The organism is Salinivibrio sp. AR640 (assembly GCF_001995405.1).
In the GTDB taxonomy this organism is placed as follows: domain Bacteria; phylum Pseudomonadota; class Gammaproteobacteria; order Enterobacterales; family Vibrionaceae; genus Salinivibrio; species Salinivibrio costicola.
Window position 1 is genome coordinate 47,591 of the sequence record NZ_MUFD01000010.1, and the last position, 24,039, is coordinate 71,629.

Genomic DNA, 24,039 nt, shown 5'->3' on the forward strand with positions numbered 1-24,039 from the left:
ATGACAGAGATTGCGGATTGGCTCGTCACGTTAGAGGTAATGGATGCAGACATTGCTCAGCACTTAACCTTAAGTGACATTGATCCAGAAAAGCTGGCTCAACAATTGCATGATAGAAAAACGCTGCTCGATAAGATTGCAGCGTCAACACAGGCGCCGAGTCATCCACAATGGTCCGAGGCGTTGGCAAGAACAAAAACGCTCATTGATACGCTCGAAGAGCACAAAGCAGAATCTGCCAAGCGCTTGTTACAGCAGCGCAAGGGGAAGCAGTCTGTGCAGCTGTATAAGAAATTTCAATAGGTGAGGAAGACTATGAGAGGCTCACTACAGGCCTATAAGAAGGTCTCGGTTGACAGTCAGTTAAGCGCCGCGTCGCCTCATAAGGTTATCCAGATGCTGATGGCCGGGGCTATTGAGCGTTTAATTCAAGGCAAGGCGGCGATGGCACAAGGCGATTTATCCGTCAAAGGTGAGCGCCTAGGTAAGGCATTGGATATTATTATCAATCTACGGGCTTGTTTATCTATGGATGAGGGCGGTGATATCGCGGATAATTTGGATGCCATTTATGACTTTATGATTCGACAAGTCAGTGCCGCCAACTTAGACAATACGCCAGAACCCATTGACGATGTGATTGAGCTATTGCGAGAGATAAAATCAGCTTGGGACCAGATTCCCTCTGAATACCATAATATGACCCAAGCGACCAGTTAAACCGCCTACCAAACGACGGACATGGCACTGGAGTCACAGGTTTACTGTGTCTCCGGTTGCCTTATGCGCGTTCTCTATTACAATGTCTTGATTAAAATTGAGATTGTTGTTGCTTACGAGCGGCACAATAATAATAAGTTATCAGGGCAGACGTATCTCACACATGCAAGATTTAGCAAAGATCCTTGTTATCGATGACGATGACCAGTTTCGTCACGATCTCGGCGTGATACTCGATTTTATCGGCGAGCGTTACGCGCTTCACTCGACCACAGATGTCAGTGATGCACTCTGGGAGCAAAACTGGGGCGCATGTTTTCTTGGTCACGTCCGCTCGACATCGCTGTTAGAGAAAGTGCTTGACCAACTTGCGACCTATCACCATGTTCCAGTGATTGCGATTCGACGTCATGATCGTGAACTTTCCGGGTTGCCTAATTATGTCGGCGAACTGGGCTTACCGTTAAATTACCCACAATTGTTTGACGCCTTACACCATTGCCGTGAGTTTGCTGGAAAACAAGCGTTTAGTATTCCACAACTCGCAGGTGACAATACCGCCTTTCATAATATGGTTGGCAAGAGCGATGTGATTGAACAGGTTCGTCATTTAATTGATCAGGTTGCTTCAACCGAGGCAAGTGTGTTGATTTTAGGTGAGTCTGGCACCGGTAAAGAAGTGGTTGCACGCCATATTCATCATTCATCCTCACGCGCGACCGGTCCTTTTGTGCCGGTGAACTGTGGTGCGATTCCCGGAGAGCTCCTCGAAAGTGAACTCTTTGGCCATGAAAAAGGGGCATTTACCGGCGCAATTTCAGCGCGCAAAGGACGTTTTGAACTTGCGGAGGGTGGAACGCTCTTTTTGGATGAAATCGGCGATATGCCGATGCCAATGCAAGTGAAGTTGTTACGCGTCCTTCAAGAGCGTACGTTTGAGCGAGTGGGAGGAAATAAAAGTATTCGCGCCAATGTCAGAGTGGTTGCTGCCACTCACCGCACACTGGAAACGATGATCCAAGAAGGCGAATTTCGCGAAGATCTCTATTACCGACTCAACGTATTCCCGATTGAGATGCCTGCATTGCGAGATCGTATTGACGATATTCCCTTGCTTATCCACGAACTGATGTCTCGTCTAGATGGTGAAGGAAATGGCCGAATTCATATTTCACCGCGAGCGATTAATTCGCTAATGGAACATCAGTGGCCGGGGAACGTGCGTGAATTGGCCAACCTTATCGAACGCTTGGTGATTTTATATCCGGGGCAAATGGTGGATGTAAATCACCTTCCCGCGAAATATCGCTACAGTGATATTCCTGAATTTCAGCCAGAAGCGTATTCGGTAGAAGACACCGAAATGGCAGAGCGAGAGGCACTCACTGCGATGTTTTGTGAGCCAGATATTCCCGCGTTTGACGATGAGATGCCAGGCTTTTCTGACAGTCCAGGTTTTACTAGTTTGCCTCCCGAGGGCGTCAATCTTAAAGAGACCCTGGCCGAGGTAGAAGTTGATCTGATCAAGCAGGCACTTGAGGCGCAGTCAGGCGTCGTCGCCAGAGCCGCGGACATGTTGAGTATGCGGCGAACCACCTTGGTGGAAAAAATGCGTAAGTACGGACTCAACAAAGAAGAGTTAATATAAATCGGTAATGTGTCAAAAAGCGGAGTCAAAAAAATGACTTCGCTTTTTTGTCTTCAACAAGCTGATATTATTGACTATTTTTATGGCATAATCCCTGCTTAAATGAGTAAAACCTTGATTGAAATGTGTATTGCTTAAATGGAAACCCAATCGTCGCCACTTGGATCAGTGGATCAACAAGTTACTCGATATAAGCAAGTTCTGGATGTTATGCCTGCGGGGGTTATCTTGCTGGACGCCAATGGGCGTGTTGCTGAAGCCAATCCAGAGGCGCATCGACTACTGGGTGAGCCATTGACTCAGCAGCGTTGGTTTGAGGTGATACAACGGGCTTTTTCCCCACGTGACGATGATGGGCACGAGGTATCACTAAAAGATGGTCGGCGAGTAAAGCTGGCCATCTCAGCGTCCGATTCGGGGCAGCTCATTTTAATTACCGATATGACCGAAACCCGTTTATTGCAATCGCGTGTCAGTGATCTACAACGCTTATCATCGTTAGGTAAAATGGTGGCATCATTAGCGCATCAGGTGCGTACGCCACTATCGAGTGCCATTTTGTATGCGTCCAACCTAGGTGCCCCAAACCTGAATAATGCGACCAGGCAGCGTTTTCAATTCAAGTTGTTAGACCGTTTGCATGATCTGGAAAAGCAAGTCAATGACATGTTGCTATTTGCCAAAGGCGGCGACAATAACGTGGTCAAGGTATTCAGTGTCGAACAGCTATTTAATGAATTTGAGCCCATGGTGGATGCGGTCGTTCAAGGACATGATGTTGATTTTGCAATTAACAGTGACGACGAAAGTGTAAAGGTGTTGGGCAACCCCAATGCGTTAGCCAGTGCCTTAAGTAATCTTGTGATTAATGCTGTCCAGGTGGCGGGCAAAGGCTGCCAAGTCGTTGTCGATTCACGGCTGCAGGGCGATAACCTTTTACTTTCGGTGGCGGATAACGGGCCAGGCATCGCGCCGGAGTTACATGCCAAAGTCCTTGAGCCTTTTTTTACCACGCGACAACAGGGGACAGGTCTTGGCCTCGCCGTTGTGCAAATGGTGTGTCATGCCCATGATGGCAAGCTCACCTTACAATCTGAGCCTGAAAAAGGGGCCTGTTTTACATTGTGTTTGCCGCTTGCCAAAGGGGCGGTGGCAGATCATGGTGAGAGCGTAGGAGAAACACAATGAGCCAAACAACCGTGCTAATCGTGGAAGATGATGAAGGGTTGCGCGAAGCGCTTGTCGATACACTGGCGCTGGCAGGGTATCACTGGCGAGAAGCGGACAGTGCCGAGCAAGCCTTAGTGACCCTGAAATCAGAGGCCATTGATATTGTCGTCTCTGACGTGCAAATGGCAGGAATGGATGGCCTTGCACTTTTGCGCTCGATTAAAACACACATGCCGAATTTACCGGTTTTGCTGATGACGGCCTATGCCAACATCGAAGATGCCGTGGCGGCGATGAAAGAGGGCGCGATCGATTACATGGCTAAACCGTTTGCCCCCGAAGTGCTGTTAAATATGGTGAGCCGCTATGCCCCTGTCAAAACCGATGACTCCGATGCGATTGCTGAAGATCCAAAAAGCGTCGCCTTACTGGCGTTGGCAGACAAAGTAGCAAATACCGATGCGAATGTGATGATCTTAGGGCCTTCAGGCTCAGGAAAAGAAGTCATGGCGCGCTATATTCACAATCATTCAGCACGTGCCAATGCCGCTTTTGTCGCCATTAACTGTGCCGCGATTCCAGAAAACATGTTAGAAGCCACGTTATTTGGCTACGAAAAAGGGGCCTTTACTGGCGCGGTTCAGGCTTGCCCGGGCAAGTTTGAACAGGCACAAGGCGGAACCATTTTACTGGATGAAATCAGTGAGATGGAGCTTGGGTTGCAAGCGAAATTACTACGCGTGTTGCAAGAGCGTGAGGTTGAGCGTTTAGGTGGACGAAAAAGTATCCAGCTTGATTTGCGGGTGCTTGCCACCAGTAACCGCGACTTAAAAGAATACGTAGCGCAAGGCCACTTTCGAGAAGATCTTTACTATCGCTTGAATGTCTTTCCCATCACTTGGCCGGCGCTCAGTGATCGGCTCGGCGATATTATTCCACTGGCGCATTATTTACTGTCACGCCACTGCCAAAAACAAGGCTTACCTTGCCCAAGTTTGCATCCAGATGCCGAACAGAAACTGCTCGCGTACCCGTGGCCTGGTAATGTCAGAGAGCTCGATAACGTTATGCAACGCGCATTAATCTTGGCCACGCAGTCGCACATTCAAGCCTCTGATATTCTACTGGAGGGGCAAGATTGGCAAGATGCGTCTAGCTTACAAAATCAAGTAATGAATACGCGCTTTAACCACCAAGAACAAGCGCCGGCTTCTCCTCCAACGGCCACTGAGCATGTTGAGCAGCCCCCCAATGGCGTAGGATTGGGCAATGAGTTACGCGATCAGGAATTTTCTATTATTTTAGAAACGATCCGCGCTTGTGAAGGACGCCGCAAAGATGTTGCAGAACGCCTTGGGATTAGCCCGAGAACCTTACGCTACAAATTAGCCAAAATGCGTGATGCTGGCATCGATATTCCCCAATAATCGCGCGGTGTTGCGGCTTTTTGCTAAAGTGGTCTCAAAGTTGCAAACACACAGATATCTGATAGAAATCTGACTCATTTGACAAAAAATTGACACAGGAAGGATCGACGATGAAAGCCAATGCCCTGACGCAAGAAATGCAAGCCATGGCGGTAGCCGCGAAAAATGTGTCTCAGCCTGCCACGGGACAGCAAGTTAGCCAAGAGTTTGGCGATATGCTCTCCAGTGCCATTAATCATGTCAATGGACTGCAAAAAACATCCGGTGAACTCGCCACCCGGTTTGATGAAGGCGATCGTAATGTGAGCTTATCGGATGTCATGATCGCTCGGAACAAATCCAGTGTGGCCTTTGACGCAACAGTGCAAACGCGCAACAAACTGGTTGAAGCGTATAAAGAATTAATGAACATGCCTGTTTAATGTAGGAATTAATCAGTGGCTGAAGAGAATCAAAATACCGATCTCGCGGTGTCAGATGGTGCAGCAGCATTACCATCGACCGATGCAACGCTAGACGCGGAGCAAAGCGCGCAAGATCCGGATGCACTCGAACAATCGGCGTCGTCAAATTCGATATTTGGCGATCTCGACATGGTGCGTCAACTGATCTTGGTGCTCGCGGTCGCGATCTGCGTGGCCCTGATCATGATGCTTTTTTTCTGGGTACAAGAGCCAGAGATGCGGCCACTGGGTACGTACGAAACGGAAGAGCTTATTCCGGTTCTCGATCACCTAGATCAAAGCAAAGTCGATTATCAACTCGATGGAAACACCATCCGCGTTCCCTCTAGCGATTACTCGTCCATTCGTCTTGGGCTCACCCGAGCGGGCTTAAATACAGCCACGGCAGAGGGCGACGATATTTTGCTCAATGATATGGGCTTTGGTGTATCGCAAAAGCTTGAAACAGAACGCTTAAAACTGAGTCGTGAACGTCAACTGGCGGCAGCGATCGAAGAAGTGCGTCAAGTGCGAAACGCGAGAGTACTGTTGGCGCTGCCCAAACAGAGTGTTTTTGTGCGTCACAACCAAGAAGCATCCGCAACGGTCTTTTTGACCCTTGGCGGGCGTAATACCCTAGGCCAGGAAGAAGTCGACTCGATTGTTGATATGGTGGCCTCCGCAGTGCCTTCTCTGAAACCTACGCGCGTAACCGTCACCGATCAGCACGGACGTTTGCTCAACTCAGGCAGTGAAGATCCAGCGTCGGCGGCGCGGCGAAAAGAGTACGAATTAGAACGTAAACAAGAGCGCCAGTTACGGGAAAAAATTGATTCCATTCTCATCCCTGTTTTGGGCTTAGGGAATTATACCTCTCAAGTCGATGTTGCCCTGGATTTTAGCTCGTTGGAAGAAACGCAACGGCAATATAACCCCAATACGCCAGCGACGCGCAGTGAATACACACGTGAAGATTATAACGGCTCCGACCGTGTGGCTGGTATCCCTGGGGCATTAAGCAATCAACCACCAGCGGACGCCTCTATTCCAGAGGATGTGCGAGATTTAAAAAATGGCGCAGGCGGAAATGGTTCGGTCAGTCGAGAAGCGACGCGTAATTTTGAATTAGATACGACAATTCGTCATCGGCGCGCGCAATCAGGCGTGATCGACCGCCAAACTGTTTCAGTGGCGGTGAATTTTAAGCAAAGTGTCGATCCGGACACCGGTGATGTGGTTAAAGAGCCTTTAACGGATGATGAACTGGCAAAAATCCGCCGCTTATTAATGGGCGGGGTAGGATTTAGTGAGCAGCGCGGTGATGTGCTTGAAGTGATCGCCGTACCATTTGTCGAACCTGAGCAAGCTGCCGAACAAGATGTTGCTATCTGGGATCATCCAAACTTTAATGATTGGGTACGCTGGTTGGCGGCTGCTTTAGTCATTATCGTGATTATTGTGGTGTTGGTCCGCCCAGCGATGAAAAAGCTGTTGTACCCCAATATCGACGAAGATGGCAATACTGTCGGGCCTAATGGCGAAATCTTGGGTCCGGATGGCCTACCCATTACCCCAGATGGCGATGACGTTGGCTTGATTGGTTCAGAGCTCGATGGCTCGAGTAATTTTGCCATGTCAGCGTCAGATGTTGAGCTGCCAAACTTACATAAAGACGAAGACTTGCTAAAAGCGGTCCGAGCGCTGGTCGCCAATGAGCCAGACTTGGCCGCACAAGCGGTAAAAAACTGGGTGACCGAAGATGGCAAATGAAGTCGCAAACACGGGTGAAGAGCAAGCCGGCTCAAGTTTCGATATCAGCTCTTTAAGTGGGATTGAGAAAGCCGCCATCTTACTGTTAAGTTTAAGTGAGCAAGATGCAGCAAGCATCATTCGACACCTCGAACCTAAACAAGTGCAGCGAGTCGGTTCGGCGATGACATCAATGACCGATCTTAACTCGGACAAGGTCGCGGCGGTGCATCGTGCGTTTTTGGAAGAAATCCAAAAATACACATCGATTGGGATGGGAAGCGAAGACTTTGTGCGTAACGCACTGGTGGCGGCGCTGGGTGAAGACAAAGCTAATAACTTGGTTGACCAAATCTTGCTTGGCAGTGGCTCCAAAGGCTTAGACTCACTCAAATGGATGGATCCGCGTCAAGTCGCCAGCATCATCATCAACGAGCACCCGCAGATTCAAACTATCGTGCTGTCATACTTAGATCCTGAACATTCAGCAGAAATTCTCTCCCAGTTTGTTGAGCGTGACCGGCTCGATCTGATGATGCGGATCGCCAACTTAGAAGAAGTCCAGCCAGCGGCATTACACGAACTAAACGAAATCATGGAGAAGCAGTTTGCTGGCCAAGCGGGTGCTCAAGCCGCCAAAATTGGTGGCTTAAAAGCGGCTGCCGAAATCATGAACTACATGGACAACAGTGTAGAAGGTGTCTTAATGGACTCCATTCGTGATCAGGACGAAGAGATGGCATCACAAATCCAAGACTTGATGTTTGTCTTTGACAACTTAATTGATGTGGATGACCGCGGTATACAGACCCTATTGCGCGATGTGCCGCAAGAAGTGCTGCAAAAAGCACTTAAGGGAGCGGAAGATAATTTACGCGAGAAAATCTATCGCAACATGTCTAAACGTGCGGCCGAAATGCTGCAAGATGATATTGAAGCCATGGGGCCAATTCGTGTCTCCGATGTTGAAGGGGCACAAAAAGAAATCCTTTCCGTTGCGCGTCGCCTTGCCGATGCCGGTGAGCTGATGCTCACTGGTGGCGGCGGTGATGAGTTTGTATAAGTTGCTTTTCTTTCGCGTAGAGGTTGTCGATGAGTTTAGATAAACGCCGTGGCTATATTCGTGCCAATGAAGCTGACGCCGAAACGATCGATCGTTGGACACTGCCGCCTTATGGCGATCGAGATAATCTGCCCAAAGATACTGCGCTCAATTATGATCCGAGCTGGGAGCCAGAAGCGGATACTGACGTTGAAGAAAGTGAGCCGGCCCCAGAGCCATTAACGGCCGATGCCCTAGAAGCGATTCGGCAACAAGGTTATGACGAAGGCTATGAAGAAGGCAAACAACTCGGGCATCAAGAAGGGCTAGAGGGTGGCCTAGAAGAAGGGCACGAAAAAGGGTTCGAAGAAGGCAAAAAGGCAGGGTATGAGCAGGGTGTTGAAGAGGGAAAAGCATTAATTGAGACGCGCTGTCAGCATCTTGACACCATTCTTAATCAGCTCAGTCATCCATTGGAGAAGCTTGATATAGACGTCGAACAGCAACTTTTGGTAATGGTCCAAGCATTGACTAAGTCGCTGACCGGCGTGGAGTTAGAAACCAATCCGCAGGTCATTTTACAGACATTACGCGCATCGATAGCTGCACTCCCCGTGGCGGATCATCCCGTCATAGCCGCGTTACATCCTGATGATTATGCCGTGGTCACCGAAGCCTACGACGACGCCATGTTAGCCTCACGGGATTGGACGTTACAATCAGAGCCCGCGTTAGCGCGTGGTGATGTACATGTGAAATCGAAAGATTCTGTGGTTGATTATCAATACAGTGAACGGGTGGACGCGTTGCTCCGCGAGTTTCAAGGGAAAAACCAGTCACGGCAATCAGTGCCATCCCAGTCTTCCACGTCTGGCGCTGACGATCCCAGTGTTAATACGTCCAATACTGAAGCCGATACGCTCAAGTCGTCGGCGCAACCGTCGTCAGACGCAGCGGCACAAGCGCAAGCGCAAGCAAAACCTCATGCTTCATCCTCCTCATCCAGCGATGATGACGGCGTGTCGTCATGAGTCAGCTGGCTGAGCGCTTAAAGCTGTGTCAATTAGATAACCTTGCGCCAAAACCCGTGGCATCCGGAAAATTGGTACGAATGGTCGGCTTAACGCTCGAAGCGATCGGCTGCCGGGCGCCCATCGGTTCTGTTTGTGCGGTCGAGACCTTAAATGGAACCATCGAAGCGGAAGTGGTGGGGTTTGCCGGAGAGTTGTTGTACTTGATGCCAAATGAACAAGTCTCTGGGGTACTCCCGGGTGCACGCGTGACGCCTTTATCTGAACGTAGCCAACTTTCCGTAGGCATGGAGCTGCTTGGCCGTGTTATCGACGGTATGGGAAACCCACTGGATGGCAAAGGGGATATCTACACTGATAAGCAGGCCAGTTTAGAAGGTACTCCCATCAACCCATTAGCGAGACAGCCAATTAGAGAACCCCTCGATGTGGGGATTAAAGCGATTAACGGTCTGCTTACTGTCGGTAAAGGGCAGCGAATTGGGTTGTTTGCCGGCTCTGGTGTGGGTAAATCCGTAACGCTTGGGATGATGACACGTGGCACCACGGCACAAGTTGTGGTTGTGGGGCTGATTGGCGAACGTGGCCGAGAAGTAAAAGAATTTATCGATGATATCTTAGGGGAGGAGGGCCGGGCCCGTGCCGTCGTTATCGCCGCCCCTGCTGATTCATCGCCGCTTGTGCGCTTAAAAGGCTGCCAAACGGCACTAACGATCGCTGAGTATTTTCGCGATCTTGGGTTGGATGTGCTTTTGCTGATGGACTCATTAACACGTTTTGCTCAGGCACAACGTGAGATCGCATTATCCGTGGGTGAACCTCCCGCGACCAAAGGCTACCCACCCTCGGTATTTGCCCGTTTACCCTCATTAGTCGAGCGTGCAGGAAATGGTGCTGTCGGGCAGGGCTCGATCACGGCATTTTTTACTGTATTGACCGAAGGTGATGACTTACAAGATCCAATTGCCGACGCTGCACGCGCCATTCTTGATGGTCACATCGTGTTATCTCGCGAATTGGCGGATGGTGGGCATTATCCGGCGATTGATGTCGAACGCTCGGTAAGCCGTGTGATGCCGAATATTACCAGTGACGAGCAAATCTTGATGTCGAAAGCGGTGCGGCAAGTGTTGTCCGTTTGCCGCAAAAACCAAGACTTGGTCTCAATTGGCGCGTACAAGCCAGGCAGTGATGCAGCCGTGGACCAAGCCTTTCACCTGAAGCCAAAACTGGATAATTATTTGCAACAAGGGATGAAAGAGGTGGTCCCTTTCGATATGTGCGTCAATATGTTGCGCTCAACCTTGCAAGGATAATTTATGGCTGACCATGCACTGCATTTATTGTTAGAAAAGGCCCAAGAAGATGAAAAGCAGGCGCAACTTAGCGTCAGTGAAGCCCAGCAAGCATTAGATGGCTATTATCACCAGCTCGAGCAAATTGAGCAGTATCGTCTGGAATATTGCCGACAAATGTCTGACCGGGGTCAGTCAGGGCTCTCTGCCAGCGCGTTTGGCCATCTTAATAAATTTATCGTCCAGCTTGATGAAACCTTGGCAAAGCAACGAGGTGCTGAGCATCAGTTTAAGGATCATTTAGAACAGTGCCGTCAAGCATGGCAACAAACACGCCAACACCGGCAGTCTCTCGAGTGGTTAATCGAAAAGCGAGCGCGAGAAGAAGCGGAACGTGCTCATTATCAAGAACAGCGTCAAATGGATGAAATGGCAGCAATTATTGCACGCCGACGTCCCTCTCCCTTTTCCTAAGAATAAAATGGCGCGATAATTGCTTTATCATTACCGACATGCCAGCACATTGAGGCTCGGTTTAAAGGATAACCATAAGGTAATGACGAGAAACTTATGACGCAGTCTACGCTGACGCTTTCCAATCTCTCACCTAAAACCCCTCCCGCGACCAATGACGGTGCGACAGGCGAGGTAAAAGGTGATAAAAATACCGGCTTTTTAGCGGCGTTGCGCCAGTCCATTGATGGCAAGGGTGAGCAAGGCGACATACCGATTAAACTGACCCAAGATGGCAAGACTTTACTGGTTGATGGTCAGGCAATTGATGCCGAGGCGATGCTTGCTGATGGCATGTTTAGCGAAGCGGAAATGGCCGAAATTGCCGATATGACAGCCATGGAAGAGAGCCAAGCACTGCTGATGCGACTGAATCAAGCGGCAGCCATGCTTAATGGCAAATCTTTGCCTACTGCCGACGCTGATCCCTTATCTGCCAGTGCGGATGCGTTATCAGCACAGACGCTAAACGTAACGCAATCTGATGACGATGAAAGTGTGCAGATAGACGGTGATAACACAGAAGGGGTGATCGACAGACAAGCGTTATTGACTGAGCTGGCCAAAAACTTGCCGGAGGGTGTGTCACCCGAAAAAGTACTCGATCAGTTATCGCCGGATCAGTTGGCGGCGTTGGCAAGTCAAGTAAGAGCGACGCAATCACTTGACGCTGAGAGTGCTGCACATCGCAAAGATAACGCGCTTGAATCGGATGGAAGCGCGATAAAATGGTCAACCGCCAAAGCGCAACAAGAGACAGATAATCCAGCATCTCTAAGCAAAGAGAAGGAAACGCTGGCGAAAGAAGGCCAGCTGAAAGAGGGCGTCACAAAAGAAGGCGCGACACTATTAAAGAGTAGCGAGCTGACCGATAAAACGCGTCATGATACAAAATCAGCCGCCAACCCCAATGCCAATCCAGCGTCGTTATTAGCAGGAAAAATGGGCCAGTCGGATGACCTCAGCAAAGCCGCATTAAAAGCGATGGCAGAGCAAGCGGGTCAAGCGGACACCGCATTGACAAGTGGCAGTGCTTCTAGCGCAGCAGAGGGAGCCACACGCCCTGAAAACTTAGCGCAACAATTGGCCAGTGGTTTAGGGTTGTCGTCGGCCCAGTCCGCCACGGCACGACAAGATATGCAAGCAGCGCAGAGTGCACAGGCGCCCCTCCCGCTCGGACAAACGCCCACAGAAGCTGGTACTGCCTTGACGGAGCGTATTAACATCATGCTGTCAAAAAACCTCAAGCAGGTTGATATTCGGCTTGATCCTCCTGAGCTAGGGCGAATGCAAATTAAGTTGGGAATGAACAACGATCAAGCGACGGTTCACATTACAGTCGCCAACCAGCAAGCGCGAGACGCGGTTGAACAAGCCATGCCGCGGCTTCGTGATATGCTACAGCAACAAGGCTTACAGTTGGCTCAAGGATCCGTTCAGCAGCAAGACAGTGGCGCGCAGCAAATGGCTTCAGGACAACAAAATCATGCTGGGGCAGGGGCGTCAGGCGGCTCACCTCTTGGATTAACGACCGGTGAGGACAATGATGACGCGATGTTAGCAGGGCACGCGTTAAACGTTTCACACAATGATCGCGCTGTCGATTACTATGCTTGATCAAAACGCATCAATAATGAGGAGCATGAATAGCCATGGCAAATGACAACGCAACCTCGGAACAAGGCGGGGGCAAGAAAAAGCTCATCATTATCATTGTTGCTGCTGTGGTGTTATTGGCGGCCGTAGGCGGTGGGGCTTTTTTCTTTTTATCGGGTGACGATAAAAGCCAAGACGATATTGTCTTGGAGGAAGAAAATAACACGCTTCCGGCCATTTATGTCACTCTACCTCAGCCGTTTGTCTTTAACGTGACCGGTGATGAACAACAGCGGCTGGTGCAAGTGAATGCACAATTATTGGTGCGTGGTAGCGAGAGAGAAGCGCTAGCGAAGGAAAATTTGCCGCTGGTAGAACACGCGTTACTCAATACCTTTGGTGCTGCCACAGTTGAGCAACTGCGGACCCCTCAAGGTCAGCTAGAAGTCCGACGCCAATCCGCCGAGAATGTGCGCGCGGCTTTAATTAAAGTAACGGGTGAGCCGGTGGTAGAGCGGGTTCTCTTCACTGGGTTTGTGATGCAATAGGTGATGACGTGACTGACTTACTCAGCCAAGACGAGATTGACGCGCTCCTTCACGGCGTTGACGACGTCGATGACGACGATAATGAGCCCGAGGTTGGAGAAGATGGGACGGTCTCCTTCGACTTCTCGTCACAAGATAGAATTGTGCGCGGGCGCATGCCGACGCTCGAGCTTATCAATGAGCGTTTTGCGCGTCACATGCGCATCAGCTTGTTCAATATGCTGCGGAAAACCGCCGAAGTTTCGATAAACGGCGTGCAGATGATGAAGTTTGGCGAGTACCAAAACACGTTATACGTTCCGACCAGTTTAAACATGGTACGGTTTCGTCCACTAAAAGGGACGAGCTTAATCACCATGGAGGCCCGACTGGTCTTTATTTTGGTTGAAAACTTCTTTGGTGGCGATGGCCGATTTCATGCCCGGATCGAAGGGCGCGAATTTACCCCAACCGAACGACGTGTCATACAGATGCTGCTGAAGCTGATGTTTGAGGATTATAAAGATGCGTGGGCGCCTGTTATGGAAGTAGCCTTCGAGTATCTTGATTCGGAAGTCAACCCAGCGATGGCAAACATTGTCAGTCCATCGGAAGTGATTGTGGTCAGTTCATTCCACATCGAACTGGATGGCGGGGGCGGTGACATTCATATGGTCATGCCTTATTCGATGCTGGAGCCAATCCGTGAGCTCCTCGACGCCGGGGTACAAAGTGACAAGATGGATACCGACGTGCGCTGGAGTAAAGCGCTACGTGATGAAATCTTGGACGTAAATGTCGAACTCAGTGCAAAACTACTCGATGTGACCTTATCGTTGCGCGATTTGATGGAGTTACAAAAAGGGGATGTGATCCCGGTTGATATGCCAGATGCGTGTACGGTTTTTGTGGAAGATTTGCCAACCTATCGAGCGAAAATGGGCCAGTCTAACGATAAACTGGCACTGAAAATTGTTGAAAAACTAAAACGACCTGATATGGCGAAGTCTGATATTTCGCTATTACAGGATAAACCTGAGCTACTCGATGATCTCGAGGAAGATTTACCGATTGATGATAAACAAGGTAAAACTCAGTGAATAAGACCAGTAAACAGGGGTAAGACGTCATGGATCAAAATGATGTAGATGATGATTGGGCTGCTGCCCTGGCTGAGCAGTCTGATTCGGAAGGATCAGACGACGTACAAGCGGCACCATTGGATGAGCTCACTGACGACAGTGAGAAGCAACTGGGCGCGGATGAACAACGTAAGCTCGATGCGATTCTCGATATTCCGGTGACCATTTCGATGGAAGTGGGACACACCCAGATTAATATTCGGAATCTTCTCCAGCTTAACCAAGGCTCGGTGGTTGAACTCGACCGTCTCGCCGGTGAATCGCTCGATGTTCTGGTGAACGGTACCTTGATCGCCCACGGTGAAGTGGTGGTGGTTAACGATAAATTTGGTATTCGTCTTACCGATGTCATCAGTCAAACTGAGCGAATTAAGAAGCTACGATAAGATGATCGTGAACCGACGCGTTTGGGCAATATTGTTGGTGCCGATGCCCGCTTGGGCAGCGGCGCCAGACGTAAGCATAGTGACAATGCTGTTGTCTCTCGGGCTGGTATTGGCATTAATCTTTGGCTTAGCGTGGCTATTACGTCGGCTTAAGCTCCCGGGTTTGGCGCAGCAAAGCAATGGGATCAAAATTGTCAGTCAATTAGCCATTGGCCAAAAAGAGCGGATATTAGTTGTGGACGTACATGGAGAGCAACTTGTCATCGGTGTCACAGCTTCTCAGGTGCAGCTATTAAAAGCGCTAGATAATCCGGTGCCCACAACAGCGCCGACTTCGCCAGACTCTCACTCTCGCTTTGCAAATCAGCTTAGCCAACTATTGAATCGAAAATGACGATACGCACGCTATTGGCAGTCTGGGTTTTGGTGGTGGCCACTTTGATGACACCGTTTGCTTTCGCCGAGCAAGAAGCCACGCCCGCCCAGGAAAGCATCACAACCGAGTCACTGAATGATAGCGGTGAAGCGGTTCGCCTGGAAACGCAGCGCAATACCGGAGGCGGGATCCCTGCGGTGACCATGCGAGTCAATCCGGATGGTAGCGAAGACTACTCAGTGACCTTACAAATTTTAGCGCTGATGACCGCGTTGGGGTTTTTGCCAGCGGTCGTCATTTTAATGACGTCCTTTACCCGCATTGTGGTGGTGATGGCGATCCTTCGCCAAGCGATGGGGTTACAGCAAACGCCGTCCAATCAAGTCATTATTGGCATCGCCATGTTTTTGACCTTGTTCATTATGTCGCCGGTGATCGATAAAATGAATACAGAGGCGGTACAGCCGTATATCAATGAGCAGATGACAGCGCGTGAGGCCTTCACTCGGGTGCAAGTGCCACTACGAGAGTTTATGCTTAGGCAAACCCGTGTCAAAGATTTGGAAACCTTTGTCAATATGTCGGGCGCTCAAGTTGACGAGCCAGAGCAGGTGCCAATGACCGTACTGATCCCCGCATTTGTGACATCAGAACTGAAAACCGCGTTCCAAATTGGATTCATGCTGTTCTTACCGTTTTTGGTGATTGACTTGGTGGTAGCGTCGGTATTGATGGCGATGGGTATGATGATGTTGTCGCCCATGATAGTGTCATTACCGTTTAAATTAATGCTCTTCGTGTTGGTTGATGGGTGGAATTTGATCCTTTCTACCCTCGCCGCCAGTTTTGGCTAAAGGAGGCAGCAATGGCCCCGGAAGCGTTTGTTGAACTGTTCCAGGATGCGCTTTACCTGGTACTACTGTTAGTGTCTGCGATTGTCGTGCCGGGTTTGTTAGTCGGTTTGATCGTCGCTGTATTCCAAGCGGCAACCTCGATCAACGAGCAGACACTCAGTTTTCTTCCCCGTTTAATTGCGACGTTTATTGCGCTGATGTTTTTTGGTCATTGGATGACACGGATGTTGATGGAATATTTTTATCGTTTGATTGATCACATCCCAACCATTCTGTACTGACGGAAAGGCATATGGAATATCCGGCCTCGGTGATTTTATCTTGGATGGCTAACTACTTTTGGCCGTTTACACGCATCTCATCGATGATGATGGCGATGACGTTTTTTGGTGCCCGTTTCGTGCCTACCCGGATCCGTTTATACCTTTCTCTTGCGATTACCTTTGCGGTCATGCCTGCACTTCCTGCGGTGCCAGAGGACATTGAGTTAGTGTCATTTGCCGGATTTATGGTGCTCGCGCAGCAAGTCGTGATTGGCGTTGCGATGGGGCTAGTCACGCAGTTCATTACCCAAACCTTCGTCATCCTCGGCCAGATCTTGGGGATGCAATCAAGTTTGGGTTTTGCGTCAATGGTGGATCCAGCCAACGGTCAAAACACGCCACTATTGGGTCAGTTTTATCTCTTCTTGGCCGTTATGTTATTTCTGTCCACCGATGGCCACTTGAAAATGCTTAACCTAGTGGTAATGAGCTTTGAGACGCTCCCCATTGGCGAGATGATAGGGGCCGCAGATTATCGCAGCCTCGCAGCATGGTTTGGGATCATGTTCGAGGTCGCATTGAGTATGTCGCTGGCAGGTGTCATTGCTTTGTTGGTGGTCAATTTGTCTTTTGGTGTGATGACCCGAGCGGCGCCACAACTTAATATTTTCTCACTTGGCTTTGCATTTGCATTGTTGATGGGGTTGTTGATCAGTTGGTACTTACTGTCCGGTATGTTGACGCACTACAACAACCATTGGCAAACCGGGCTCAATCAAATTTGCTCCCTTATCCGGCTGAATTGCGAGTTTAACTAATGGCAGAGAGTGACGGTCAGGAAAGAACAGAAGACGCCACACCCCGAAGGCAGGAGCAGGCGCGGGAAAAGGGCCAAGTACCGCGCTCAAGAGAACTAGCGTCAGTGGCTGTTCTGGTGGTAGGTGCCGTCAGTTTAATGTGGTTTGGACAAGCGTTGGGCGAAGCGTTAATGGCGCTGATGACGCGCTTGTTTTCACTTTCGCGTGCTGAAATCTTCGATAGCTCAGAGCTGATGCTGGTGGTCGTTGGTGAGCTACTGCATCTAATACTGCCTCTAGGCTTGATCCTTGTGGTGTTATTTATTTCCGGCCTCGTCGGCGCAGCAGGTTTGGGAGGTGTCAGCTTCTCTTGGGAAGCCGCGCGGCCCAAATTATCAAAAATGAGCCCGATTTCTGGCTTCAAGCGTATGTTTGGTACCCAAGGGCTCGTCGAGCTGTTGAAGTCAGTGTTGAAAGTCTTACTCGTCGCCGGCGTTGCGACCTATTTGGTCTATATCAACTTAGAAGAGTTTTTTGAGCTGACGATCGACACTTTCCCCAGCAATCTTTATCACGCGTTAAACATTTTATTGGACTTTGTGTTGTTGGTCTGTTGTTCACTGCTGGTGGTGGTGGTGATTGATGTGCCATTCCAAATTTGGCAACACAATGAGCAGCTGAAAATGACTAAACAAGAGGTCAAAGATGAGCACAAAGAGACCGAAGGTAGCCCTGAAGTTAAAGGGCGTATTCGCATGCTGCAACGGGAAATGGCGCAACGCCGGATGATGGCCGATGTACCTCAAGCTGATGTTGTGGTGACGAACCCTGAGCACTACTCGGTAGCGTTACGCTACAACAGCGACATGGATAGTGCGCCGGTTGTGATAGCCAAAGGCTCTGATTTTACCGCACTGAAGATTCGTGAAATTGCAGCAGAATATGATGTTGCCATTGTACCTGCACCACCACTGGCACGCGCGCTGTATTTCAGTACCGAGCTAGAGCAGCAGATCCCAGACGGTTTGTTTACTGCCGTTGCTCAGGTGTTAGCGTATGTCTTCCAGCTCAAGCAATACAAAAAAGGTCGAGGCCGGCGGCCCACGCGCCCAGATGACACCTACTTACCCATCCCTACCGATTTGAAACACGATTAACCATGGTGTCATCGTACGCGTGAACGAAGTCCCGCTATCGGGGTGCTTGTCGGTGTTTTTGGGCTGGTAGACGCGCCAAAAAGCTGACACATTATCCGCTTTTTCTGGCGTAAAAATTGCTTGCCTTGCACTCTCGTTTTATTTCCGCGTGGCAAGTGGCCCACGTTCACCAATCATGGACTTGAACGCCTGACATGTTAAAAGCCAAGTGGCGATTGCCATTTTCTGACAAGGTACCTTACCACCGCTTGGGTGCGATGCCGGCGATCGGCGCACCGGTACTGGTATTGGCCACCTTAGCGATGGTGGTGCTGCCTGTACCGCCGATGCTGCTCGACTTAATGTTTTCTTTCAATATTGCCTTGTCGTTGATTGTATTGCTGGTCACCATTTATACCCGCCGCCCTCTTGAATTTGCTGCCTTCCCCGCGGTGTTGTTAATTGCAACCTTGATGAGACTAGCACTTAACGTTGCCTCTACCCGAGTGGTTTTGCTTTATGGTCACGAGGGTCCCGATGCAGCCGGTCAGGTCATTGGCGCATTTGGGTCAGTCGTGATTGGTGGCAACTACGCTGTCGGTCTGGTCGTCTTCCTGATTTTGATGATCATTAACTTTATGGTTGTCACCAAAGGCGCAGGCCGGATTTCCGAGGTCACGGCGCGTTTTACCCTGGATGCGTTGCCCGGTAAGCAAATGGCTATTGATGCCGACTTGAACGCAGGGTTAATCGATCAAGAGCAAGCGCGTGCTCGGCGCCAAGAAGTGACGCAAGAGGCTGACTTCTATGGCTCGATGGATGGTGCGTCCAAATTTGTTAAAGGCGATGCGATTGCCGGGATCTTGATTCTTTTCATCAACATTGTTGGTGGGCTGTCTATCGGTATGGGCCAACATGATTTAGGATTTTCAGACGCGATAGAAGTGTATACCTTGCTCACCATTGGTGACGGTCTTGTCGCGCAAATCCCTTCATTGCTGTTATCCATTGGTGCCGCCATTATGGTGACGCGTCAAAATACCGATGAGGATATGGGACAGCAGGTGGTGTTCCAGCTGTTTGATAATCCACGTGCCCTCATGATTGCCACCGGTATTCTGACGATCATGGGCGTGGTGCCTGGTATGCCACACCTGCCTTTTCTATTTTTGGCGTTGGCTTGCGGTGGGCTGGCATATTGGAAATACCAGCAGTATCAAAAAGCACAACAAGCGCCAGAGCAGTCTGATGTCCCTGATGCAGCCCCTCCGGCACCAAAAGAACTGTCCTGGGATGATGTTCAACCGGTTGATGTCATTGGCCTCGAAGTGGGCTATCGGCTCATCGCTATGGTCGACCGAGACCAAGGGGGCGAATTGTTAGATCGAGTGAAAGGGGTGCGTAAAAAACTCTCGCAAGACTTTGGCTTTTTAATCCCGCCCGTACACATTCGCGATAACCTAGAGTTACCACCGCATAACTACCGCATTACGTTAATGGGCGTCGCGGTCGGTGAAGCAGAGGTACACCCCCAACATGAATTAGCAATTAATCCAGGCCAAGTGTTCGGACCCATTGACGGTGAACCGACTCAAGACCCGGCGTTTGGCTTAGAGGCCGTCTGGATAGAGCCGAGCCAGCGCGAGCACGCGCAAGCCTTAGGCTACACAGTGGTTGATTCAGCAACGGTACTGGCGACACACCTGAGCCAAATGCTCACCAATAATGCCGAGCGACTACTCGGCCATGAAGAAGCGCAGAACTTGATAGATATGCTGGGTAAACAAGTTCCTCGTTTGGTGGAAGGGCTTATTCCCGATCAGATCCCACTGAGCGTGTTAGTCAAAGTGCTCCAGAACTTGCTCAGTGAAGCGATTCCTATCCGTGATATCCGCACCATTGTGCAGACCATGGCGGAGTACACAGGAAAGAGTCAAGATCCCGACATCCTAACGGCAGCAGTGCGGATTGCTCTGCGTCGCTTGATTGTCCAAGAAATCAATGGCAGCGCGCCTGAGCTACCGGTTATCACCCTTGTTCCTGAACTGGAACAGATGTTGCATAAAACAATGCAGGCGTCCGGTGGGGAGTCAACAGGCATAGAACCTGGTCTTGCTGAGCGGTTACAGTCTTCACTGGCTGAAGCAACTCAACAGCAAGAACTACAAGGTGAGCCTGCGGTATTGCTGACATCGGGTGTGTTGAGAGCCACGCTCGCAAAATTTGTCAAGAATACGATTCCGACGTTACGTGTGTTGTCTTACCAGGAAGTACCGGACGAAAAACAAATTCGTATCGTTAATGCGGTTGGCAACAATTAACCTCGTTTATGAGTAGGGCCGTGCTTTGAAAATAAAACGTTTTTTTGCAAAAGATATGAGAGCTGCGCTGAGCCAAGTGAAAGAAGAGCTGGGCGCGGATGCCGTTATCATGTCTAACAAAAAAGTGACAGGTGGCGTAGAGATTGTCGCGGCTGTGGATGCAGACACTGAGCCGATGCCGGATAAGCCTGCTCCTAAGGCGCAGCAGCAGTCGGCAAACGCCTATTCACAGGCACATCGGCAATTGGCTGATGATCAAGTTCAATTGCGCCAGCGTCAGCAAAGCCACGCGCGTCAAAATGGGCAAAGCAAGCGACCGCCTCGCTTTTCTGCGATGCTTGATGAGTATCGGGAACAATCACAGCCAACTGAACCCGAAACCGAAGCTGACTCGCTCACTGCCTTGCTACAGCGTCAGCAAAAGCAATCAGGTCACGGTTCGCGCTCCCAACCTCCAACTGACGCGCGTCAGTCGGCACTGGGTCGTGGCTATGAGCCTCGTCGCCAGTTAAAGAGCAATGGTCGCTCAGGTTGGCAAGATGCATCACCAGCGCCCCGTTCATCGCCCGCTAAACCTCAGCTCGATTCGTCTCGGTTTGAAGGACGGCAATCGCAAGCCTCGGATAAAGAAATTGATGCCATGCGTCAAGAAATGGCCTCGATTCGAAGCTTACTTGAACACCAGTTATCGGGGTTGATGTGGCAAGAGGTGGAACGTCGAGAGCCATTAAGAGCGATGCTAATCAAACGCTTAGAGCGGATGGGGCTATCCTCTGAACTGGCCGATCAACTGGCGTGTTATATCCCAGAAGAAACGCCGCCGAATGAGGCGTGGCAAGCGTTGTTAGATTTGGTGGCTGATCAAGTGATTACGGTTGATGAGAACATGCTAGAAACCGGGGGCGTGATTGCCTTGCTTGGTCCTACAGGGGTGGGGAAAACGACCACCATTGCTAAGTTAGCCGCGCGCGCCGCGATGGAATTTGGCCCTGAGGATATTGCCTTAGTCACCACGGACACCTTCCGTATCGGTGCCCATGAGCAACTCGCCACGTATGGGCGAATCCTTGGCTGTCCCGTTAAAGTCGCTAAAGATGCGGATGAGCTTGCCGATATCCTCTATCAACTGCGTCATAGACGCTTGATATTGCTAGATACCGCTGGAATGGGACAGCGTGATCTTCGGTTGTCGGAGCAACTGGATACCCTGATGCAAAACAGTGGCTCACATATCCGTAGCTTGCTGGTGTTGCCTGCGACATCGCAGCGCCGCGTATTGCAAGAAACCATCGAACACTTTCGCCGTATCCCTTTATCGGGATGTGTACTGACCAAGCTAGATGAGTCGCTCAGCCTCGGTGAATTATTGTGTGTCACCATCGAAAATGCCTTGCCTGTGGCCTACTTGGCCGATGGGCAACGTGTGCCGGAAGATATCCGCCAAGCCACGGGACAATTTCTGGTGGTAAAAGCCAGTGAAATGTTGGAGTCAGGCACGGATCAGCACAATCACTTCTGGAGCAGCGATGTCCCAGAGTCGAATGGGGCGGACTTTTATGATTGAGACAACCATGCAAGATCAAGCAAGCGGCCTTCGCCGTTTAACCAATCCGTCACGTACCAAGGTTATTACCGTAACCGGGGGGAAAGGTGGCGTAGGAAAAACTAACGTTACGTTAGGGATGGCCGCGTCCATGGCTCGTCAGGGCAAAAAAGTGATGGTGCTTGACGCCGACCTTGGCCTCGCCAATGTAGACGTATTACTTGGATTGCGGGCGGGTAAAAACCTATCGCATGTTCTCCAAGGTGCCTGTGACCTCAAAGATATTATTCTGGAAGGGCCGCATGGTATGAAAATCGTCCCCGCTTCGTCTGGCCTTCAAGGCATGACAGAGCTGACACCCGCCCAACATGCTGGTTTAATTCGTGCTTTTGGTACACTCGAAGAAGAGGTTGATGTACTCTTAGTGGATACGGCGGCGGGTATTTCTGATATGGTATTGAGCTTCTCGCGCGCGGCACAAGATGTCGTCATTGTGGTCTGTGATGAGCCCACGTCGATTACTGATGCGTATGCGTTGATTAAACTATTAAGCCGAGAACACGGGGTGACGCGCTTCAAAGTTGTCGCAAATATGGTCAGAAGCTACCGTGAAGGGCGAGACTTGTTCACAAAATTAACGCGAGTCACTGAACGTTTTCTCAATGCTAATCTAGAATTAGTAGCATGTATTCCCGTGGACGAAAGGGTGAGGCAAGCCGTGAGAAAACAAAAAGTTGTCATTGACGCATTTCCTCGCTCCCCCGCATCATTAGCCATGAATGCGCTCGCAAATAAAGCGCTGACATGGCCGGTACCACGTAATCCGGGAGGCCATCTGGAGTTTTTCGTTGAGCGATTGCTGATCAAAAATGATGACGCAGGAGAGTTAGTTCGTGAATAAAGCGCTCACGTATAGCCGCGTAGGGGTAGATCGCCAAGCGGTACTTGAGCGTTATTCGAGTTTGGTTAAGCGCATCGCGCATCATTTGATGGGGCGCTTACCACCGAGCGTTCAAGTAGAAGATTTAATCCAAGCTGGCATGGTGGGTCTTCTTGAGGCGCAGCAAAATTATGACCCGTCAAAGGGCGCAAGTTTTGAAACTTATGCTGGTATTCGTATTCGCGGTGCTATGCTGGATGATATGCGCCGCGGTGATTGGGTTCCACGGTCTGTCCATAAGGCGAGTCGAACGATCAGTGATGGCATTGCATCGTTAGAGAAAACCCTAGGGCGAGACCCAACTGATGTGGAGGTGGCAGAAAAGCTCGATATGAGTTTGGATCAATACCATCAGGCGCTTAACGACGTAAGCTGTGGGCGTTTAATCGGTATGGATGATCTGGGTGTCTCTGAAGATGCATTCACAACGGAGAGTCACCGTAACGACAACACTCCCTTTCAGGGCGTTGCGGAAGATAGTTTCAAGGCCGCATTAGCGGGCGCGATCAAAAGTCTTCCTGAAAGAGAGGCACTGGTTCTATCTCTCTATTATGATGAGGAATTAAACCTTAAAGAGATAGGCGCTGTGATAGGGGTCAGCGAATCCCGGGTCTGTCAGATTCAAAGTCAGGCTACGCAACGTTTGAGAGCCAAGCTAACCGCTTGGCATAGTGAGTAACTGTTTCGACAATAAAACGAGACCTCACCGGAGGCAACCTTGGATAAAAACATGAAAATTCTCGTTGTTGATGATTTTTCAACAATGCGCCGTATCGTAAAGAATCTTCTTCGTGACTTGGGTTTCAACAATACCGTTGAAGCAGATGACGGCTTAACCGCGCTGCCAATCCTTAAAAAAGGCGGTATTGATTTTGTCGTGACCGATTGGAATATGCCGGGCATGCAAGGGATTGACCTGCTTAAAGAGATCCGTAAAGACGATGAACTTAAGCACCTTCCTATATTGATGATCACCGCCGAAGCGAAACGTGAGCAGATTGTAGAAGCCGCGCAAGCTGGCGTGAACGGTTACATTGTAAAACCTTTTACTGCCGCAACGTTGAAAGAGAAGCTCGATAAGATCTTCGAGCGCATGTAATCAGTCACGCGCACAGTAAAA

Annotated in this window: 25 protein-coding genes; all 25 read left to right on the forward strand. The window is 50.0% G+C overall.

Annotated elements, in window-relative coordinates; translation table 11 throughout:
• Positions 1–303: a hypothetical protein gene (locus BZG75_RS07125; protein ID WP_021023051.1), complete on the forward strand. Its 303-nt coding sequence runs from the start codon at positions 1–3 to the stop codon at positions 301–303.
• Between the two features lie 12 nt (positions 304–315).
• Positions 316–720, forward strand: coding sequence for a flagellar export chaperone FliS (gene fliS, locus BZG75_RS07130; RefSeq protein WP_021023052.1), 405 nt, complete (start codon positions 316–318; stop codon positions 718–720).
• Positions 721–883: 163 nt separating this feature from the next.
• Positions 884–2,368 carry a sigma-54 dependent transcriptional regulator gene (locus BZG75_RS07135; RefSeq protein WP_077460303.1) on the forward strand — a complete coding sequence of 495 codons (1,485 nt, stop codon included), beginning with the start codon at positions 884–886 and terminating at the stop codon, positions 2,366–2,368.
• A 138-nt stretch (positions 2,369–2,506) separates the two neighbouring features.
• Positions 2,507–3,556 (forward strand): sensor histidine kinase, encoded by a 1,050-nt coding sequence (locus BZG75_RS07140; RefSeq protein ID WP_021023054.1) that lies wholly within the window; start codon positions 2,507–2,509, stop codon positions 3,554–3,556.
• Positions 3,553–4,965 (forward strand): sigma-54-dependent transcriptional regulator, encoded by a 1,413-nt coding sequence (locus BZG75_RS07145; RefSeq protein WP_077576578.1) that lies wholly within the window; start codon positions 3,553–3,555, stop codon positions 4,963–4,965. The genes BZG75_RS07140 and BZG75_RS07145 overlap by 4 nt, the downstream gene beginning before the upstream one ends.
• 110 nt (positions 4,966–5,075) lie before the next feature.
• Positions 5,076–5,387, forward strand: a complete 312-nt coding sequence (gene fliE, locus BZG75_RS07150; RefSeq protein WP_021023056.1) for a flagellar hook-basal body complex protein FliE — start codon at positions 5,076–5,078, stop codon at positions 5,385–5,387.
• A gap of 15 nt (positions 5,388–5,402) precedes the next feature.
• Positions 5,403–7,178 (forward strand): flagellar basal-body MS-ring/collar protein FliF, encoded by a 1,776-nt coding sequence (fliF, locus tag BZG75_RS07155; RefSeq protein WP_077460305.1) that lies wholly within the window; start codon positions 5,403–5,405, stop codon positions 7,176–7,178.
• A complete protein-coding gene (gene fliG, locus BZG75_RS07160) occupies positions 7,168–8,220 on the forward strand; it encodes a flagellar motor switch protein FliG (RefSeq protein ID WP_021023058.1) in 1,053 nt (350 codons plus the stop codon). The genes fliF and fliG overlap by 11 nt, the downstream gene beginning before the upstream one ends.
• 29 nt (positions 8,221–8,249) lie before the next feature.
• The gene (locus BZG75_RS07165; protein WP_077576579.1) at positions 8,250–9,230 is read left to right on the forward strand and encodes a flagellar assembly protein FliH; all 981 of its coding nucleotides are present in this window, start codon (positions 8,250–8,252) and stop codon (positions 9,228–9,230) included.
• Positions 9,227–10,546 carry a flagellar protein export ATPase FliI gene (gene fliI, locus BZG75_RS07170; RefSeq protein WP_077576580.1) on the forward strand — a complete coding sequence of 440 codons (1,320 nt, stop codon included), beginning with the start codon at positions 9,227–9,229 and terminating at the stop codon, positions 10,544–10,546. The genes BZG75_RS07165 and fliI overlap by 4 nt, the downstream gene beginning before the upstream one ends.
• Positions 10,547–10,549: 3 nt before the next feature.
• Positions 10,550–10,999: a flagellar export protein FliJ gene (gene fliJ / locus BZG75_RS07175; protein ID WP_021023061.1), complete on the forward strand. Its 450-nt coding sequence runs from the start codon at positions 10,550–10,552 to the stop codon at positions 10,997–10,999.
• Positions 11,000–11,095: 96 nt separating this feature from the next.
• A complete protein-coding gene (locus tag BZG75_RS07180) occupies positions 11,096–12,655 on the forward strand; it encodes a flagellar hook-length control protein FliK (protein WP_077576581.1) in 1,560 nt (519 codons plus the stop codon).
• Positions 12,656–12,690: 35 nt separating this feature from the next.
• Positions 12,691–13,182 carry a flagellar basal body-associated protein FliL gene (gene fliL, locus BZG75_RS07185; protein ID WP_021023063.1) on the forward strand — a complete coding sequence of 164 codons (492 nt, stop codon included), beginning with the start codon at positions 12,691–12,693 and terminating at the stop codon, positions 13,180–13,182.
• Between the two features lie 8 nt (positions 13,183–13,190).
• Complete coding sequence (fliM, locus tag BZG75_RS07190; protein WP_077460309.1) at positions 13,191–14,261, forward strand: flagellar motor switch protein FliM; 1,071 nt, start codon at positions 13,191–13,193, stop codon at positions 14,259–14,261.
• A gap of 29 nt (positions 14,262–14,290) precedes the next feature.
• Positions 14,291–14,689, forward strand: coding sequence for a flagellar motor switch protein FliN (gene fliN / locus BZG75_RS07195; protein ID WP_021023065.1), 399 nt, complete (start codon positions 14,291–14,293; stop codon positions 14,687–14,689).
• A 1-nt stretch (position 14,690) separates the two neighbouring features.
• The gene (gene fliO, locus BZG75_RS07200; protein WP_158009968.1) at positions 14,691–15,083 is read left to right on the forward strand and encodes a flagellar biosynthetic protein FliO; all 393 of its coding nucleotides are present in this window, start codon (positions 14,691–14,693) and stop codon (positions 15,081–15,083) included.
• The gene (gene fliP, locus BZG75_RS07205) at positions 15,080–15,919 is read left to right on the forward strand and encodes a flagellar type III secretion system pore protein FliP (protein WP_077460311.1); all 840 of its coding nucleotides are present in this window, start codon (positions 15,080–15,082) and stop codon (positions 15,917–15,919) included. Before fliO ends, fliP begins: the two co-directional genes overlap by 4 nt.
• 11 nt (positions 15,920–15,930) lie before the next feature.
• Positions 15,931–16,200, forward strand: a complete 270-nt coding sequence (gene fliQ / locus BZG75_RS07210; RefSeq protein WP_021023068.1) for a flagellar biosynthesis protein FliQ — start codon at positions 15,931–15,933, stop codon at positions 16,198–16,200.
• Positions 16,201–16,211: 11 nt separating this feature from the next.
• Complete coding sequence (gene fliR / locus BZG75_RS07215; protein ID WP_077576582.1) at positions 16,212–17,000, forward strand: flagellar biosynthetic protein FliR; 789 nt, start codon at positions 16,212–16,214, stop codon at positions 16,998–17,000.
• Positions 17,000–18,136 carry a flagellar biosynthesis protein FlhB gene (gene flhB, locus BZG75_RS07220; protein WP_077576583.1) on the forward strand — a complete coding sequence of 379 codons (1,137 nt, stop codon included), beginning with the start codon at positions 17,000–17,002 and terminating at the stop codon, positions 18,134–18,136. The genes fliR and flhB overlap by 1 nt, the downstream gene beginning before the upstream one ends.
• A 194-nt stretch (positions 18,137–18,330) precedes the next feature.
• Positions 18,331–20,436 carry a flagellar biosynthesis protein FlhA gene (gene flhA / locus BZG75_RS07225; RefSeq protein ID WP_021023071.1) on the forward strand — a complete coding sequence of 702 codons (2,106 nt, stop codon included), beginning with the start codon at positions 18,331–18,333 and terminating at the stop codon, positions 20,434–20,436.
• Between the two features lie 25 nt (positions 20,437–20,461).
• Positions 20,462–22,000 carry a flagellar biosynthesis protein FlhF gene (gene flhF, locus BZG75_RS07230; protein WP_077576584.1) on the forward strand — a complete coding sequence of 513 codons (1,539 nt, stop codon included), beginning with the start codon at positions 20,462–20,464 and terminating at the stop codon, positions 21,998–22,000.
• Positions 21,993–22,880: a MinD/ParA family protein gene (locus BZG75_RS07235; protein ID WP_021023073.1), complete on the forward strand. Its 888-nt coding sequence runs from the start codon at positions 21,993–21,995 to the stop codon at positions 22,878–22,880. Before flhF ends, BZG75_RS07235 begins: the two co-directional genes overlap by 8 nt.
• Complete coding sequence (locus tag BZG75_RS07240; protein ID WP_021023074.1) at positions 22,873–23,598, forward strand: RNA polymerase sigma factor FliA; 726 nt, start codon at positions 22,873–22,875, stop codon at positions 23,596–23,598. Before BZG75_RS07235 ends, BZG75_RS07240 begins: the two co-directional genes overlap by 8 nt.
• A gap of 51 nt (positions 23,599–23,649) precedes the next feature.
• Positions 23,650–24,018, forward strand: a complete 369-nt coding sequence (gene cheY / locus BZG75_RS07245; RefSeq protein WP_037353866.1) for a chemotaxis response regulator CheY — start codon at positions 23,650–23,652, stop codon at positions 24,016–24,018.
• The last annotated feature ends 21 nt before the right edge of the window (positions 24,019–24,039 follow it).